Origin of the sequence: Planktotalea sp. (assembly GCF_039984035.1) — a bacterium.
Classification (GTDB): domain Bacteria; phylum Pseudomonadota; class Alphaproteobacteria; order Rhodobacterales; family Rhodobacteraceae; genus Planktotalea.
The window spans coordinates 19572-34946 of sequence record NZ_JBDWVM010000156.1; the positions used below are offsets into that span (position 1 = coordinate 19572).

The following is a 15375-nucleotide window of genomic DNA, read 5'->3' on the forward strand; positions in this document are numbered from 1 at the left end:
GCGGCCCGAGGTAGAGCGGTAAAGGTCATGAAAGCGATAGATTTCGTTGCCCGTAGGGGTGTGGGCGTTGTTGAGCGCGGAACTGTAGCAGCAGATGCTGCTGAGACGGTCGTTAACATGGGGTCAGGCGTAGAGTTCTCATTGAACCTCCAGCCAGGCGACATGCAGGCTTATAGCAGGCAAGGTGATAGTCTTGAGATCGTGCTCGCTGATGGGCGCGTTATTGTTCTTGAGGGCTACTTTGTTGGGGGGGGCGAAAACCCGAACCGACTGTTCATCAGTTCTGGCGGCACGTTGAATGAAGTGAATTTCATCGAAGGTGCGGACGGTGCGCTCTTTGCGCAGTACGGAACCTCCTCCGAATGGGGCAAGTGGAGCCCTGACAGCGAATTGGTATTTGTTGACGATCCAGACCTTTTGGTTGCGAGCGTTGATGGCGATCAGGATGTGTCGATGCTTGGTGCTGGCCTCTTGGGCGGCGCGGGCCTTCTCGGCGGCGGCGGTATCGGAACAGGTGCTTTGGCAGCTGGTGCAGCCGGTGCTGCATTGCTCGCGTCTGGCGGTTCTGGTGGCTCTGATGAGACACCCGCCGATACGCCTGTCGTTGAAGATCCGACAGAAGATCCAGAAGATCCAGATGACGTAGTCGTAGATCCGCGCATCGAGCCAACAGTTGATGGCACGGGTCGTGAAGACACATACGGCGGTGACGATCTTGAAGAAGAAGATCGATCAATCACTGTAAGCGGCACGGCGGAAGCTGGCTCTGACGTGACTGTGACCGTTGGCGGTATTGTGACAACTGTTGTTGCAGGCGCTGATAACACTTGGACAACAACGTTCGATGGCGACGACTTCCCTGCCGACGGCACATATGATGCACAGGTTACAGTTGTTGAAGCAGATGGCACAACGACAAACCTGACGGGTCAGACGGTTGTTATTGATACGACGCCGCCTGAAATCGATCCGACAGAAGGTACCCTGTCTAACGGCGATTCCGTGAACGCGGCGCTTTACGACACCGGAACAATCAATGTTGCGGGATCGGGTGAAGCGGGTGCTTCTGTTGATGTGACAATCGACGGTACAACACATTCTACCGTGGTTGGCGCTGACGGCACGTGGTCTGTAGATTTCGCAAGCGGCGAAATTACTCCAGGTGAGCGCACGGCTGATGTGATTATCACAACAACAGATTCCTTCGGCAACAGCTATACGCAAACTGAAGAGATGCTGATCGATACCATCGCGCCTGTCGTGAATGCGACATCAGGCACAGGGTCTGCTAGCTATGTTGTGAACTACGCTGATCTCACATCTGATGGTGTGGCTGATGTGGGCGGCACGGGCGAAGCCGGTGCGCGCATTCAGGTTGCTCTTGCAAATGGTACAACACGTGAAACCACTGTTGCTGAAGACGGCACTTGGAATGTTCAGTTCTCGACAGCGGAACTCGGCGGGATGAGCGGTGTAGACGGCTATACAGTTCCAGTCACGATTACGGCTTGGGACAGCTTCAACAACGCATCTGATCCGATCAGCGACACAATCCATGTGGATACATTGGGTGAAGTAGGCATCGCGTCTAACGTTTCCGGTGGCAACGATCACGTTGCGAACCAAGCTGAAACCAATGACGGTGCGTCCAACCTTATCCTGACGGGTACGTCTGAAGTTGGCACAACGGCAGTTGCAGTCACGATGAACGGCTTCACGCGCAATGCGACAGTCGATCCTGTGACGGGTGAATGGAGCGTGGCATTCGAGCCAGGCACATATGCGACAGGGACCAACTCTTATCCAGCGACAGCTGTCGCAACGGACGGAGCGGGCAACACATCATCCGCAAGCATGACAGTACGCGTTGATACTGAAGTCACAGACCTGTCTGTTTCTTCGCTTCAAGCAACTGGCGCTGACGGCATCCTTGGTTTGGATGACGCAGAAGGCGGCGTGACCTTGTCGGGTAGCATGGAAACCAACTGGACAGATGTTGCAGGCACACCAAGTGTTATCGTCAATTTCAACGGCGTGAACTATGTCGCGACTGTTGATGGCACTAACGGCACTTGGAGCGTGAACATCCCAGAAAGCGGAATTCCTGCGAACTATGAAGGCGCGATGCCTTACACAGTCACAGGCACAGATTCCGTTGGCAACATGTCCACTCTGAACGAAACCATCAACGTTGATACAAGCGTACCTGAGGGTTCAGAAATCCTTGGTTACTCTGCGAACATCGATGGGTCCGGTACTCAGAGCTATGACGAGTTCGAACTTGAGACCTCTTCCGAAACAGTTGGCCTGACTCAGGTTAACGCGGATGGCTCAGTGGATGATCTTGTCAGCGGCGTTGATTTCCTCGCAACTCCAAACGCATTCGATGCGGGTCAAACGGATTACGAACTGCGTGATGAACTTTCAGATGGTCAAAGCCTGATCATCACTGAAACGGACGCAGCTGGTAACAACGCTGGTACCTATGTTGTTCTGAACGATGGCACTGCGACACGTGATGTCTCAAACTCGAACCTTGGCGATTACAACATCGAAACCATCGAGCTCAGCGTTATGGACAACACACAGTTGACCCTGACCGAAGCTGATATCGTTGCACTGTCTGGTAACACAGACACTGTCGCGGTTCGCGGTGGGGCAGACGATGCTGTTGATATCACAGGTGCAACAGCGGCAGGCACAACGACCGAGAATGGCGTTGATTATAACGTCTACTCCTTGGGCGATGCGACTATCTACGTTGAAGACGAAATCACCAACGTCACAATCTAAGTGACACCAAAGAGCGCCGTTCCTCTAGGCGGCGCTCTTTGCAAAATAAAAATACGGTGTAACGGTTTCTGGTGAGGTTTTGGGGCAGATGACGGGTACGAAGGTACAATCTGGATTGTTGATAGCGGGCCTAGCTTTAGGGCTTTCAGGCTGCGTCAGTTCAACAGATGAAAATATTCCATTGGTGTCGCGCTTTAAAAGTGACGAAGCCAACCTTGCCCAACCGAAAGCGGAGGGGCAGGGTTTTTCGCTTTTCAAGAAGGCGAATTCCGATGCTGCGGCTGATGCGTCCGAGACGCCGGTTGCGAGCAACCCATTCAAGGGCATGTTCAAAAAGGACGAGACAGCGGACGCAAGCAGCGCACAAACCGCATCCAACCCGCTCAAAGGCATGTTCAAAAAGAGCGACGCCGACGCTGCTGCGGATGAAAGCGTGTCTCAAAATGCTGGCGGCACCAAATTTGCAGCGCTCTTTAAGCCTAAGGCTGACGACGCGTCCTTGAGCGTGGCTGACCGTAAGGCACAGAAACAAGCAGAAGCGCGCGCAAAAGAAAGCGCTGAGAGCATCATTATTTCGGGTCTGCAATCTCGCCGATCCATCCTGCCAAACGGCAGCGCCTACGATCAGGTCGCTGACAGCGTGTTGGCTGCGAACTCCCGAGCCGCTGAATCAGAACTTCGTGCAGCACGACTGCGCGCTGTGGCGGCGTCAAAAAACTGGCTGCCCTCAATCGGCCCTTCCATCTCGCTTTCCTCCCTAGGTGATTTGGTTGCGAACCTGATTGTCGAGCAAGTCCTTTTTGACAACGGTCGTAAGAAAGCAGAACGCGAATACGCAAAAGCAGATGTTGAGGTGGCCGCGGTCAACCTATCCATCGACACGAACGAGCGGGTGTTCACAGCACTCGGCCTGTACCTCACAGCGCAAGAAGCCGCTGAGAAGGCTGATCTGAGCACAACCGCATTCAATGACATGAGCCACTTTGAGTACATCATGTCCGAGCGCGTGCGCGGCGGTGTATCTGATCGTTCCGACCTCGTGGTTCTTCGTCAGAAGCTGGCAGAGATCCGCAGTGATATGGCGTCCAACCAGGAAGCGCGCAACGCGGCGTTTGCCGAACTCAATGCTATGTCTATCGGTTCGCTGAATGGCATTCGCGGCCTACCTGATTTCAATGTGAATGGTCTGAGCTCCAAACCGCTCGCGATCTTGTTGGCGGAAGCTGAAAAAGAACGCGCCGTTGCGGAAGCCACGATGGATCGCGCAGGTCACCTGCCGGGTCTTAAGGCATCTGGATCAACGGGGACCTCTGGCAATTCGCTTGGCTTGAACGTGACAACCGATTCACTTTTGAACCTTGGCACAGGCGCAAACCTGAAAGCGATTGAAGCCACTAAAGAGGGCGCCCAGCGTCTCGTCGCGCAAGCGCGTGAAGACAGCAACCGTCGTCTGCGCGCCCTTGAAGCGCAGCTGAGCGGCGCAGAGCGTCAAAAGGGTGAAGCACGTAATCTAACTTCGCAATCCAAGAAAAACCTCGATCTTTTCCAAGCGCAGTACAAAGCCGGCACACGTCAGGTGATGGATGTGGTTGGCGTTTACGAGACCTACGCACGTCAGCAAGAAAATGCCGCTGATTTGCGTTTCAAAGCCGCGCGCTTGAAACTCGAAATCGCAAATGAGATGGGTCTCTTGGCCAGCGGAGCAGAGATTTGAGCAAAGCCTCACGCATTCCTACGATCATACAAGGTGGCAAGGCGGTTCTCGGTGCGATCTCTGGAGTGGCGGCTGAGCCTCAAAAGAGTGACGCGCCGCGCTATAGCGAAAAGACAAAGACCCGCGCTGACCTGATCAAGCTTTATGCGTCCTTACTCGGCACGCAGGCGGTTTCGACCGATCTGCTGGAAACTGTCGCGGCCCAATCAGGTAGTGGTGACACGCTGGAGGCGGATGGCTACGCGGCTGCGTTGAAATCTGTGGGCCTCACCGTTGAAACGGGCCGCATCACCGATGTGACGCCAGATATCTGGCCCGCCATCGCGCAGATGACGAATGGGCAATATGTGCTCGTGCTCAGCCAAGAGCGCGGTGATCTGATCCTTTATGATCCCACTTGTACTGATAGCCGCGCGCAGGTGCCTTACGGTGAATTCAGCCCGTATTTCTCTGGTACAATCATCAAAGCCGAAGCGCCGCTGGAACAAATCAGCGACGCGCATAAAACGGCGAAACTGAACGAGCATTGGTTCTGGAGCCATTTCCCCAAATTCTCACGCCACTTTGGCGAGGTGATCATGGGATCCTTCGTGGCGAACATCTTGGCCGTTGCTGTCGCGCTCTTCTCTTTGCAGGTCTATGACCGCGTGATCCCGCACCAATCCGAAGCCACGCTTTGGGTGCTCGCGGGCGGCGCGGCTATCGCCTTGTTGATGGAATCCTTCATCAAGATCGCGCGCGCACGTCTTTTGGACGGAGCAGGTCGCGCGATTGAATTGGAAGTACAAGCCACATTGATGGATCGCGTCCTCGGCATGCGTTCCGATCTAAAAGGGCGCTCACCCAGCCAGCTTTTCTCAGCGATGCGCGAATTCGGCTCTGTGCGCGAATTCTTTACCGCGTCTACCGTTGGCACGATCACAGATATTCCGTTCATCTTTGTCTTCCTGTTCCTCGTGGCCTCCATCGCAGGCAATGTGGTTTGGGTGCTCGTCATCGGTGGTATCTTGATGGTCCTGCCAAGCTATTTCTTGCAAAAGAAGATGATGCGCCTGACTGAGGAAACCCAAGGTGCCTCCGCCAAAGCATCGCGCCTGTTGCAAGAAGCTCTGTTCGAACTCGACACCGTGAAAACGCAGCGCGCCGAAGATCGTGTGCGCCGCATGTGGCAAGAGCTGACAACACTGTCCGCGATGAAGTCATCTGAGCAGCGCCGCTTGTCATCTAACCTGACTTTCTGGTCCCAAGGTGTTCAGCAAGCGACCTATGTGAGCGCGGTTGTTGCTGGTGCCTATCTCGTTTTCGCGGGTGAGTTCACGGTCGGTTCTATCATTGCGACCGGCATCTTGACCTCCCGCACGCTCGCGCCGCTGACACAGCTCGCGGGCACGATGGCACGTTGGGGCAATGTGAAATCCGCACTTGATGGTCTCGACGGTATTGCCGACGCGCCACAAGACGCGGAAGCAGGCCGCACCTATCTGCGCCGTGAAAAGCTTGAAGGACGGTTTGAGCTGCGCGACGTGATGTTTCGCTATGATGAAGAGGGCGCACCGACACTCGATATTCCGGGCGTGGCTTTGAACGCGGGTCAATCGGTTGCTGTACTTGGCACCAATGGCTCTGGCAAATCCACGCTTTTGAAAATCCTCTCTGGTCTCTATTCGCCAACTTCCGGCCGTGTGTTGATTGACGGCACCGATATGAACCAGATCGAGCCGCGCGATCTGCGCCGTTTGATTGGCTACCTTGGCCAAGACGTGCGTCTGTTCACGGGCACGCTGCGCGATAACATGAACCTCAACATGCTTGAGCGCGACGACGAACGCCTGATGAGCGCGCTTGATTTCGCAGGCCTTGGGCAGTTCGTGAAGAACCACCCTAAAGGCCTCGATCTGCAAATCCACGATGGCGGCGCTGGCCTGTCGATTGGTCAACGTCAGTCCATTGGTTGGGCGCGTCTATGGCTGCAAGACCCAGCGATTTGTCTGCTCGATGAACCAACAGCTGCGCTGGATCAGACACTGGAAAACACGCTCGTCAGCCGCCTTGAGACATGGCTTGAGGGGCGCACGGCGGTTATCGCAACGCATCGCGTGCCGATTCTGAAATTGACGGAACGCACGCTGATCCTCCAGAACGGCCGTATGGCGGTGGATGGTCCACGCGATCAGGTTCTGGCGCATCTTAACAGCAAATCCACAAACGCGGCGAATGGAGCCTAAGGCATGAGCGCAGCGAACATGACCAATCTCACGGCGCAAATGAACGAGCGCATGAAAGGACCGAGCTTGATGATCTGGCTCTGCGCTGGTTCTGTTTGGCTGTTTATCGTTTGGGCGGCCTTTGCTTGGATCGATGAAATCGTGCGCGCGGATGGCTCTTTCATTTCGTCGTCTCGCCCGCAGATCATTCAAAACCTTGAAGGCGGCATTCTGGCCGAGCTTCTCGTCAAAGAGGGCGATGAGGTCATGCAGGGCGATATCCTCGCACGGCTTCATGGCACGCAATTCCAATCCTCTGTGGACGATCTCGCCGAGCAGATCACAGGGTTTGAAGTACGTCGTTTGCGCTTGGAGGCGGAACTCGCAGGACAGTTTGATTTCAACATCCCCTCCAACTTGGCCGCGCAAGCGCCGGGCATGGTGGCCTCTGAAAAAGCGTTGCTTCGTGCGCGCCAATCCGATTTCGTCTCGCGCCGCGAAGGCGCGCAGCGGGTGCTTGATCAAGCGGCCAAAGAGCTTGGCTTGATGGAGAACATGTTAAAACGCGAAATCGTTTCGCTGATTGAAGTGACCCGCGCGCGCAAGGCACATGCGGATGCGCAGATCAAACTCGATGAGGTTGTGACCACGACTGAACTCGAACGCGCACAAGAATTTTCTGATGTTCTGAAAGAGCTGGCAACGCTCAAACAGAACATGAAGTCCAGCACCGACCAGTTGAACCGCACCGTGCTCGTTAGCCCGATGCGCGGCGTTGTGAACAACCTGTCTGTGACGACCATCGGCGGCGTTGTGCGCCCGGGTGAAGAAATCCTGCAGATCATTCCGCTTGATGAGGAACTGTTTGTCGAGGCGCGTGTAGCCCCCGAAAACATCGCCAACATCCGTCGTGGTCAAGAAGCGACGATCAAGCTGAGCGCCTATGACTATACGATCTACGGCACGCTCAAGGCGCGGGTTGGCTTTATCTCTGCGGACACGTTCAAAGACGAACGTTCCCGCGCGGCGGACGGTGATCCGCATTATAAGGTGACGCTCAAGGTGGATATGAACAGTTTGACAGATCGTCAGACAAGTATCGAAATTCGCCCTGGTATGCAGGCGAGCGTGGAGCTGCACACGGGTCAAAAGACTGTGCTGCAATATCTGCTCAAGCCGCTTTACAAGTCCAAAGAAGCCCTGCGCGAGCGTTAAGCTCCTAGTAGCATCAATTACATTTAGGAAATCTTATGACCTGCGCACTTTGCTCCGCTGCGTCTGCAACGACGATTGACCTGGAGGGCGCATCGATGAGCGTTCCGCTTTGCGAGTCCTGCGTCGCGGGCGTTCAAGGCGCTGTAGAAGATGCGCCGCATTGGCAATGCCTGCATGACGCAATTTGGAGCACAGAGCCTGCGACACAGATCGCAGCCTTTCGCGCTTTGAAGAACCTTGAGCATGCTGTTTGGGCGCGTGACTTGCTTGAGATCGCTTATCTTGAGCCAGAGGTCCTAACCGCGGCGCAAAACGTGGCCGAGCCTGCATTGCTCCACCGCGATAGCAATGGCGCTGTGTTGAGTTCCGGGGATACGGTCGTGCTGATCAAAGACCTCCCTGTGAAAGGCGCAGGGTTCACCGCCAAGCGCGGCACAGCCGTTCGCAATATTTCATTGGTTGCGGATAACGCAGGTCACATTGAGGGGCGCGTTGAAAGCCAACGCATCGTGATCCTGACCGAGTTCGTCAAAAAGAGCGGATCCTAGAGATCATAGAGGATGGTCACAGGCCCATCGTTGAGCAAATCCACCGCCATATCCGCGCCGAATTCGCCTGTTTCGACAGGGATATCAAGCGCGGCCAAAGCTTGCGCAAAATGTTCGTAGAGCTGCTTGCCGATATCAGGCGCGGCGGCGGCTGAGAAACCGGGTCTGTTACCGCGCGATGTATCGCCTGCAAGGGTGAATTGGCTCACCACCAAGGCGCTGCCACCAATGTCTTTGAGCGAGAGATTCATCTTGCCGCTCTCGTCTTTGAAAATGCGCAGCTTGGATATTTTGGCAGCCAGCTGATCCGCTTTGACCGTGTCATCGCCTTGCATCGCGCAGACGAGGATCAAAACACCATGAGCGATTTCACCGATGATCTTGCCATCTACGGTGACGGAGGCGCGGGTGACGCGTTGAACGACAGCTTTCATGGATCAGTCTTTCCAGTGCAGGATATCTTCTAAAGGCGCGCGAGATGTGCGGAAATTATTCGCGGGGTGCGCCGTGTCTTCATAGCCAAATGAAATGGCGCAGAGGATTGTACGATCCTCTGGCACGTCAAAGTGGCTTCGGATCAGCGGCGCATAAGATGCAATGGCCGCTTGCGGAATGCTCGCAACGCCCAAGGCCTGCGCGGCTAGTGTAAATGCCGTGATAAACCCGCCGCAATCCAATGCGCCGTAAGGGCCAAGTTCCGCGCCTGCGGTCACGATTGCGACGTGCGGTGCGCCGAAGAACTTGAAGTTCTCCATCATCTGCGCGCCAGATGCAGCGCGGTCGCCTTTCTCAATGCCAACAGCATCATAGAGCTGAAAGCCGCATTCACGGCGGCGTTCCTGATGGGCACCAGTGTATTTGCTAGGGAAAGGGATATCCGGGGCAGGGGCGTTTGTTTGCATATAGTCTTGCAAAGCCACGCGTAGCCTTTCTGTGGCGACCCTATCGGTGACGATCACTTGCCACGGCTGTGCGTTGCACCAAGAGGGAACGCGTCCGGCGGTGCGCAAGATTTCTTCAATAATCTCGCGCTCAACAGTTTGGTCTAGAAATGCACGGCAGGAATGCCGCTCTGCCAACAGCGTGTTCAATGTATCGATCTGGCTCATTGTGACATCGCGGCCCCGTAGCCAATCGCAAGCGCGAGTATGAGGCCGAGGATCACAGCAAAGGTGATCTTCCAAGCGGAATAGGGTCGCTCGCCTTGTACGCGCCCTGTGGAGCCATTCACGACGAAGCGATAGGTCTTGCCGCGGTATTTGTAGGCCGCGAGCCAGACAGGCAGGAGAATATGTTTGAAGGTCACATCATCGACGTTTGTATCGACGTTGTGAATACGCTGACGATCCCCGCCGATATCGAACTTGATATCCCGTTCGATGACACGATCCATGTGATGACCCGCTTCGGAAAACCCAGCAGACAATTCGACTGTGTAGCCTTCCGCGCGCAAACCTGCGAGGAATTCAGGGCTGTAGGGTTCCAGCGCGGCTAAGTCCCACGGCTCTAGCGCATCTGTATAGCGCTTGGGCAGTGAGGTCGACGCAAGCACCAGCACATCGTCAAAGAAACGCGCAACGCGGCCCGAGACAGAGCGCCAGCGCACTTTGGGGACACGCACTTGTTCCGGCTTTCCGTCGCGCATGACTGTGCGGGTTTCGTAATAGACCGTGCCGCGCTCGCCCGAATAGCGCGATTGTGTGTCCGCATCAAAAGTCCAGTAGGGCACGTAAATGCCCTGCATTTTACGCCCCTTACGCGCGTAGTTCTGCAAGCCGTTTGGCGCAAACCAAAGCCGCCCGAGCCAGTCACCCATCGCGCCGCGCGCCGTGCGTTCATCGAGCGCGAATGGCAAAACCGCCTTTGGCTTGATGTGGCGGTGCGTGCCAGTGCCCGTGACAACAGGTGTCGCGCAGAAGGGGCATTCGCTGGCGTGTTCTGCATCGCCCATTTCGACCTGCGCGGCGCAATTGGGGCAGGACAGAACGCGGGTTTCTTCGATTTCCGCCTCTGGCAATTGCGCATTGAGCGCCGCGTCAAAGTCGAGTTCGCGAATAGGCTGGGCACTGCGGCCCATGCCTTCAATCGGTGCGCTGTGCCCGCAATGATCGCACGTCAGCTGACCTGCCGCAGGATCAAAACGAAAATCCGCGCCGCATTGATCGCATGGGAAACGGTGGTCTGCTATGTCGCCCGTCTGCGCATCTGACATGGTTCGGGAGCCTCCGGCGGAAGTTTATTTGGAAAGATGAAAAGCGCCAGCTTTAGGCCGCTGGCGGTGGGGGCGGTGGCATGATGGTGAAGAGCTGCGCGAGTTCTGTGACGTCGCTTGCAGGTTTCCAGCCGTCTTGGCCTGCTGTCCAGACCAGGCTTTCCCGTGTCAGGCTGCCCTCGGACGCCATACGGCCCATTTTCGCTTTGGAGAAGGGGCCAGTTGTTTGTCCGTTCGCGGCGATGTGCCAGACGTGTTCCACTGGGGGCGGCGGCGGTGTTGGTGCTGCTGCCTGTTGCACAGGGGCTGCTGCTGGGGCCGCGCCCCATGGACCAGCTTGCGCCATGCCTTGCGCCATTTGCATGCCAAGGCCTGCGCCCATGCCTGCTTGGATCGCAGCAGCACCGCCGCCATCACGACCCAAGGCTTCGGCGGCTTGGAACTGCATGTATTCGTTGAGATTGCCGATAACCCCCATGGACGAACGTTTGTCCATGACTTCTTCCACCGCGGGCGGCAAGGAGATGTTTTCGATGTAGAGTTCTGGCAGGGACAGGCCATATTCGGCAAGCTGCGCTTCGATCTCTTTCGCGACGAGCTGGCCGAGTTCGCGGGTGTTCGCCGCCATGTCCAGAACAGGAATGCCTGAGCGCGCGATTGTGCGGGAGAATTCCTGCACGATGATATTGCGGATTTGGAAGCTGATCTCATCCATCGTGAATTCGCCGTCGGTGCCTACGATTTCCGTCAAGAAACGTGCTGGATCAGAGACCTTAACACTATAGGTCCCAAAGGCGCGCAGGCGCACAGGGCCGAACTCAGGATCGCGCGCGATGATCGGGTTTTTGGTGCCCCATTTCAAATCGTTAAAGCGCGTTGTGTTGACGTAATAAACTTCGGATTTGAACGGCGATTGGAACCCGTGATCCCAATGATTGAGCGTCGTCATGATCGGCATGTTGTTGGTCTCAAGCATATAGAGACCGGGTGTGAAGACATCCGCGAGCTGACCTTCGTGAACGAAAACAGCGGCTTGGCCTTCGCGAACTGTCAGTTTCGCACCGTATTTGATCTCGTGGCCTTCGCGTTCAAAACGCCAAACCATTGTGTCGCGTGTATCATCCGTCCAGTGAATGACGTCGATAAACTCGCCGGTGAGAAAGTCAAAAATACCCATGGAATTAATCCTTCATTCAGGTGGTCAGTTCGTTGTGTTTCAAGAGCCTGCTCCCAAGCGTTCACTCGCCATTTGACGAATGATGGGGCGCGCGGCCTCGAGGGTCATGCCTGTTGTCAGGCGTGGATCGTAAAGCATGCCGAGCAAATGCGCATCATGCGTTGTCAGCAAAGCGAATTCATCATCATCGTTAAAGATCGACGGGCGCGCAGCAGGGCTATCGTTGGCAAGGCCAAGGCCCTGCGCCAATTCTTCGTGAATGCAGGAACGCAAAAGCAAATCGGGATGCTCGGCGCGGATCAGCGCGACGGCTTGCGTATACCCGTAGGCGCCTTGGTTGCCCGAAAACGCCACGACGAGGCAATGGATAGAGCGGGGGAGTGTCGCGAAGACGCGAAGCGAGTTGGGATCAATGCGCGGCACGAGCGCGCGAACCCGGTCTTGAACATGATCGCGGTCATCTTCGCTCATGATCAGAACGTGGAAATTGGCGCTGCTGGCGCTAGTGCCAATGGGGTGACCTGTCGAGCGGGCAAGGCGGGCAGCATAGCTTGAGATATTACTGCGATACCGTTCTTGTTGGCTCGCGCTAAGGTGAGAGCCGAATTCGACGTTGAAACGAACAGGACCTTCCCACCGTTTGAGACGACCAGCTTGACCGTTACTCGCGCCGAGGCCGACGCCTGAGTATTCGTCATAAAAAGCGATACGTTCGAAATCGCGCGCTAGCATCGTGTCGGTGTAGGGGGTGTCAGGACCACCGCCATCTGTGCGCAAAAGACCTTGCACCAAAAGATCAGCTTGAACGCGGCCATAATAGGTCGCGAGTGCGAGGCTCTCAGTCGATTGGACCTTTGGTTCAGGCGCTGGGGGGAGGGGCTTTGTCGCGGGGCGCGGGGAAACCTCTGGCCCTGAGGACGTTTGCGGCGCATCAGTGACGCACCCCGCCAGCGCGAATGCGCCAAGCAGGGTTGCCAGTGGTGCTATGCGCCGCAGAGCTTTCATTTAGCCTGCAGACGTAGCGATGTTGTCGCCTGTACCTGTCGACTTGGCTTTTGCTGCAGCGAGCGTGTCGCGCAGATCGCCTTCCATTTTCTGCAATTCCGCTTCGGCTGCGGCGCGCTTAGCTTTGCCTTCGTCGGCGATTTGCAGGCTTTCCTCGATCGTACCGATAAGATCTGCGTTGGCTTGTTTGACCGCTTCGATATCAAAGACACCGCGCTCCATTTCGGTGCGGATCATCTTGTTGCTCTCGCGCAGGTTCGCCGCGTTAGATGTGAGCAGCTCGTTCGTCAGATCATTTGCATCACGGACCGCAGCGGCCGCTTCGGCGGAGCGCTGGATTGTAACTGCCTGTGCCAATTGCGTTTCCCAGAGCGGAACCGTGTTGACCAAAGTCGAGTTGATCTTGGTCACGAGGGACTTGTCGTTTTCCTGAACCAAACGGATGGAGGGCAGAGACTGCATCGTCACCTGACGCGTCAGTTTGAGATCATGAACACGGCGTTCCAGATCGTCACGCGCGGCGCGCAGATCGCGCAGCTCTTGCGCTTTCATCACCTGATCGCCTTCTGGGGCGGCTTGGACTTCAGCGTCTTTTGCAGGGATGTCGTTTTCATCAAGAAGACGGATTTTTTCTTCGCCCGCCGCGATGTAGAGCGCCAATTCGTCATAGAAGGCGAGCGTCTTGTCATAGAGCATGTCGAGTGATTTGATGTCCTTGAGCAGTGTGTGCTCATGCTCCAGCAGGTCTTCTGTCACCTTGTCGATCTGGCCTTGAACCGTTTCAAATTTGGCGGTGAATTTCGCAAATGGCGCGGCGCGACCGATCAGTTTTTCCCACCAACTGCGCTTGCGGCGCACGTCGAGTTCGGACACGGAAAAACCGCGGATCGTCGTGACGATGTTGCGCAGGCTATCGCCCGCGGGGCCGACGTCTTTGTTGCGCACATCCTGCAGCATCGCTTGGGAAATCACTTGCAACTCGGCTTGGGCGCCAGAGCCGAATGAGACGATGGAATTTGTATCATCCATGTCGATTTCACTCATACGCTTTGTGATCTCGGCGCTGACAGGCGCATCCGCATCAGCGAGCGCAACAACGGCGTTTGCATCTGTGGGTTCGGCAAGAACCACTGCGTTTACTTCTTCGACGAGCGACAGGGTTTCCTGTGCTTTGGCTTGGATTGTAGAGGCCATATTCGTTAACTCCAGGTTATGACGGGCGCACGCCCTCGCGCTGCAGGCGTTCGCGCAGCACTTCAATTTCAACTGTTAGATCGCTGCGGTCATCCAGCAGCATCTTGCGGGTTCTCTCGGAAAAATTCTGCTCTAGATCGTCGAGTAGAGCAGCGTAATCGTTGCGCGCTTGTGCATCACCCGTGCGCGCATTGATGTCAGCAAACTTGATCGTCGCATCGCGCGCACCGCGCAGATAAACGCCCATGTATTTGCGCGCAGCGGTCAAATCGCGGGGGTCTTCTTCGACGGTGCGAAACAGCTCACGCGCTGTGCGCTGGAATTGCTCAACACGGCGCTCCATGCCGCGATCACCTGCACGCAAGATCGCATCGGACATGGCGCTCAAGTGTGCTTCGGCTTCGTCCACAACGCGGCTTACGCGATCCTGCTGGAAGGTATCGATGCCCTCCATGCCCTTATCTTTTAGCGGATCAGGGCCAAAGGCGGCAAAGTGCAAGCCAGCGCCTGCAAGACCAAAGATCAGCGGCGACAAGATTGCAAAGCCATCGGCATGGGCTGTTACGGCCAAAGCCGCGCCGATACCGGTAAGGGCAGAGGCGATGATTTTACGAGGTAGGGCCGGACGGCGCGCAACCTTGCGTGCGTTGTATTCTGCCTCGGCGCGCAGACCAGAGCGCAAGAGCCAAGCAGATAACGTGAGCGTACCAGCGCCCACTAGGCCAAGCGCCATGGGAATAGCGCCGCCCCAAATCGTGGTTGCCACAAGAACAATCGCAGGCACGAAAAGAACGTTTGATCGTGCGCCAGCCGCATCAGGGTTAGCCCCATGAAAGCTATTGCGCGCGGGCGCGTCATGTTCGGTTTGGGTGCTGCCATCAGGGCTATATTTGCCCCCGAATTTCTGAGCCATGCTTATAACCCTCCGAGCCAGCCAGAGCTGACGCCAAACAGTAAGACGATCAAAGCGATATATGCGAATTTCTGTAGACCGGTTCCGGTCATAAAGGCCCCCAAAATGTAACGTGCACTTAAACTATGTGCTCAGGATCGTAAAAAAACCAGTGCCAAGCGGGGGAAAAACACATGGCTTTCCCCCCTGACGTGTAGTTAAGCGCTTAGTGACGCGATGCTGTGCGACGCTCTGCGTTCAATTTACGGCTGTAGCCAGACTGGATCACCTCTACCGCCACCAAGACGATGACAGAGAAGTAGAAGGTCGTTTTGGACATCGGGATAATTTCATATCCGAACACCTTTAGCGCAAGGCTTGGATCATGCATCGCATGTGCCGCCGCTTGACCGGATTCACC

Annotated in this window: 12 protein-coding genes and 1 pseudogene; 5 read left to right on the plus strand and 8 right to left on the minus strand. The window is 55.9% G+C overall.

Annotated features, from left to right (window positions below; genetic code table 11):
- The first annotated feature begins 27 nt into the window (after positions 1-27).
- The 5 genes from ABJQ89_RS07115 (at position 28) to ABJQ89_RS07135 (ending at position 8474) form a co-directional block, all read left to right on the plus strand.
- On the plus strand, positions 28-2793 hold the full coding sequence (locus tag ABJQ89_RS07115) for a hypothetical protein (RefSeq protein WP_348495566.1): 2766 nt from the start codon (positions 28-30) through the stop codon (positions 2791-2793).
- A gap of 88 nt (positions 2794-2881) precedes the next feature.
- Entirely contained in the window at positions 2882-4507 is a 1626-nt protein-coding gene (locus ABJQ89_RS07120) for a TolC family protein (protein ID WP_348495567.1), read from the plus strand.
- A 56-nt stretch (positions 4508-4563) separates the two neighbouring features.
- Positions 4564-6732 (plus strand): ATP-binding cassette domain-containing protein, encoded by a 2169-nt coding sequence (locus ABJQ89_RS07125; protein ID WP_348495577.1) that lies wholly within the window; start codon positions 4564-4566, stop codon positions 6730-6732.
- Between the two features lie 3 nt (positions 6733-6735).
- The gene (locus ABJQ89_RS07130) at positions 6736-7926 is read left to right on the plus strand and encodes an HlyD family efflux transporter periplasmic adaptor subunit (RefSeq protein ID WP_348495568.1); all 1191 of its coding nucleotides are present in this window, start codon (positions 6736-6738) and stop codon (positions 7924-7926) included.
- Between the two features lie 35 nt (positions 7927-7961).
- A complete protein-coding gene (locus ABJQ89_RS07135; RefSeq protein ID WP_348495569.1) occupies positions 7962-8474 on the plus strand; it encodes an alkylphosphonate utilization protein in 513 nt (170 codons plus the stop codon).
- Here ABJQ89_RS07135 and dtd read toward each other — a convergent pair.
- The 8 genes and pseudogenes from dtd to ABJQ89_RS07175 all read right to left on the minus strand — a co-directional run.
- The gene (gene dtd, locus ABJQ89_RS07140; RefSeq protein ID WP_348495570.1) at positions 8471-8908 is read right to left on the minus strand and encodes a D-aminoacyl-tRNA deacylase; all 438 of its coding nucleotides are present in this window, start codon (positions 8906-8908) and stop codon (positions 8471-8473) included. The two genes, ABJQ89_RS07135 and dtd, sit on opposite strands and share 4 nt — an antisense overlap.
- Before the next feature lie 3 nt (positions 8909-8911).
- Complete coding sequence (locus ABJQ89_RS07145) at positions 8912-9583, minus strand: nitroreductase (RefSeq protein ID WP_348495571.1); 672 nt, start codon at positions 9581-9583, stop codon at positions 8912-8914.
- Entirely contained in the window at positions 9580-10686 is a 1107-nt protein-coding gene (locus tag ABJQ89_RS07150; protein ID WP_348495572.1) for a TFIIB-type zinc finger domain-containing protein, read from the minus strand. The genes ABJQ89_RS07145 and ABJQ89_RS07150 overlap by 4 nt, the downstream gene beginning before the upstream one ends.
- Positions 10687-10738: 52 nt before the next feature.
- A complete protein-coding gene (locus tag ABJQ89_RS07155) occupies positions 10739-11863 on the minus strand; it encodes an SPFH domain-containing protein (RefSeq protein WP_348495573.1) in 1125 nt (374 codons plus the stop codon).
- Between the two features lie 39 nt (positions 11864-11902).
- Complete coding sequence (locus ABJQ89_RS07160; RefSeq protein WP_348495574.1) at positions 11903-12868, minus strand: DUF2927 domain-containing protein; 966 nt, start codon at positions 12866-12868, stop codon at positions 11903-11905.
- On the minus strand, positions 12869-14062 hold the full coding sequence (locus ABJQ89_RS07165) for a toxic anion resistance protein (RefSeq protein ID WP_348495575.1): 1194 nt from the start codon (positions 14060-14062) through the stop codon (positions 12869-12871). It lies immediately after the preceding gene.
- Between the two features lie 16 nt (positions 14063-14078).
- Entirely contained in the window at positions 14079-14975 is an 897-nt protein-coding gene (locus tag ABJQ89_RS07170; protein WP_348495576.1) for a 5-bromo-4-chloroindolyl phosphate hydrolysis family protein, read from the minus strand.
- A gap of 205 nt (positions 14976-15180) precedes the next feature.
- Positions 15181-15375: pseudogene (locus tag ABJQ89_RS07175) on the minus strand (tellurium resistance protein TerC); the annotation flags it as partial.

What these genes read in the sequence shown, in the direction of transcription:
- ABJQ89_RS07115 (WP_348495566.1), top strand. Translation starts at nt 28, where the DNA reads ATGAAAGCGATAGATTTCGTTGCCCGTAGGGGTGTGGGCGTTGTTGAG.
- ABJQ89_RS07120 (WP_348495567.1), top strand. Translation starts at nt 2,882, where the DNA reads ATGACGGGTACGAAGGTACAATCTGGATTGTTGATAGCGGGCCTAGCT.
- ABJQ89_RS07130 (WP_348495568.1), top strand. Translation starts at nt 6,736, where the DNA reads ATGAGCGCAGCGAACATGACCAATCTCACGGCGCAAATGAACGAGCGC.
- ABJQ89_RS07135 (WP_348495569.1), top strand. Translation starts at nt 7,962, where the DNA reads ATGACCTGCGCACTTTGCTCCGCTGCGTCTGCAACGACGATTGACCTG.
- dtd (WP_348495570.1), bottom strand. Translation starts at nt 8,908, where the DNA reads ATGAAAGCTGTCGTTCAACGCGTCACCCGCGCCTCCGTCACCGTAGAT.
- ABJQ89_RS07145 (WP_348495571.1), bottom strand. Translation starts at nt 9,583, where the DNA reads ATGAGCCAGATCGATACATTGAACACGCTGTTGGCAGAGCGGCATTCC.
- ABJQ89_RS07150 (WP_348495572.1), bottom strand. Translation starts at nt 10,686, where the DNA reads ATGTCAGATGCGCAGACGGGCGACATAGCAGACCACCGTTTCCCATGC.
- ABJQ89_RS07155 (WP_348495573.1), bottom strand. Translation starts at nt 11,863, where the DNA reads ATGGGTATTTTTGACTTTCTCACCGGCGAGTTTATCGACGTCATTCAC.
- ABJQ89_RS07160 (WP_348495574.1), bottom strand. Translation starts at nt 12,868, where the DNA reads ATGAAAGCTCTGCGGCGCATAGCACCACTGGCAACCCTGCTTGGCGCA.
- ABJQ89_RS07165 (WP_348495575.1), bottom strand. Translation starts at nt 14,062, where the DNA reads ATGGCCTCTACAATCCAAGCCAAAGCACAGGAAACCCTGTCGCTCGTC.
- ABJQ89_RS07170 (WP_348495576.1), bottom strand. Translation starts at nt 14,975, where the DNA reads ATGGCTCAGAAATTCGGGGGCAAATATAGCCCTGATGGCAGCACCCAA.